The following is a 1505-nucleotide window of genomic DNA, read 5'->3' on the forward strand; positions in this document are numbered from 1 at the left end:
GACAGATCGGCGACGCTGAAATCGCACGACAGGAAGATGACGCCCGACAGGTCGAAGCCGCGGAAGTTCAGCCCCTTCAGGTTTTTCTCGCGGACCTCGTCGCCCAGCTGGACCATGGCCTGGATGCGTGTGGGCGTCATGGCGTGTCCTGCTCCGGCGCGCGCTTCGGCACGGTCTTGACCTGTTCGGTGTAGGCCTCGTCGAAACGGGTGAATTTGTCGATCAAGCACTGGCCCAGGTCGGCCTGGAACAGGTTCGCGCGATGAAAGTTGGCCGAGGCGAGCAAGGCCTTCTGCAGGTTCGCGCCGATCAGGTTCGCACCGGCGAGCGTGGCGCCCGTGAGATCGGTGCGCACGAAGCTGGAATCGCGGGCGTCGGCGTTCACCAGCACGGCATTGCGCATCGAGGCGTTCGAGAAGTCGGTGTTGTCCATCCGCGCGCCGGTGAAGTCGGTTGCATCGAGCACCGCGTCGCGCAGGTTGCAGTCGATCAGCACCGCACGCTGGAATTTCGTCTCGCCCAGCTTGCTGGCGCCGACGAAGCAGGTGCTCTCCACGCGCGCATCCGAGAAATCGACGCCGCCGCGGCATTCGCTGTCGGTCCAGTCGCAGGTGTCGAGCGCAGCGCCTGTAAAAGTCATCCCGGAGACGACGCACTTGTGCCAGGAGACCTTGCGCAGGCGCGCATGGTCGAAGCTGACCCGGTGCAGTTCGCTCTCGTCGAAAAAGTCCACCGAGACGAGCTGTGCGCGGTCGAACCTGCAGTCGCTCAAATAGGCTTTGTCCAGCGTCAGGTCGTCGAGCTTCGCATCCGAGAAGTCGCAGCCCTCGGCACGCAGCTCGTCGAGCTGGGTCCCGTCGAAGCGGGCCCCTGAGAAATCGGCGTTCTCGCAGACGGCCAGCACCATGTTGGCCTTGGCGAAACCGACGCCGCGCAGCGAGGTGCGCGAGAAGCGGGCGCGCACCAGCAGTGCCTCGCCGAAGTCGGCGTCGTCGAGCACGCAGCCGCTGAAGTCGGCGCTCTCCAGCAGCGTGCGCCGCCAGCGCGTGCCGCGCAGGTCCATGCCAGAGAAATCGGCGCCGGTGAGGTCCAGGTCGGAGAAGTCGCGGCCATCGGCCAGGATGCGTTCGGCCTGCGCACGCGTTTGCGCGGCCGCCTCGGGCGACATCGCATCGGCCGCATCCTGGTGCTGGGCCATGCGCCGGTAGTTGGCAATGAGCTGGTCGCCGGCGGTGCTGGACAGCTGCTTCAATTCATCGGCCGCCTGCTGCGACATGGGGCGCGTGCCCGGCGCGGCGGGCGACTGCCGCAGCTTCTCGATGCGCGACCAGGCGTCGACCTTCGGCGGCCCCTTCTGCTTCATTGCGATGCTCTGCCCCATCAGCTTCGAGGTGTCGAAGCCCGCCTTGCGCGATTCGACCGCGTTGGCTTCGGCTGCCTCCGCCATCTCGGCGCGCACCTGCTCCATCTTCGCGCGCTGCTCCGCGATCATGGCGCGCGTCTTC

1 protein-coding gene is annotated in these 1505 nt (G+C 66.6%); it reads right to left on the minus strand.

The window, feature by feature from the left end; all coding sequences use genetic code 11:
- Positions 1-136: 136 nt before the first annotated feature.
- A partial coding sequence (locus ACSFA3_RS22950; protein ID WP_435507761.1) for a pentapeptide repeat-containing protein occupies positions 137-1505 on the minus strand: 1369 nt, incomplete at its 5' end.

Origin of the sequence: Variovorax glucosi, from assembly GCF_051216695.1 — a bacterium.
Lineage (GTDB): Bacteria > Pseudomonadota > Gammaproteobacteria > Burkholderiales > Burkholderiaceae_C > Variovorax.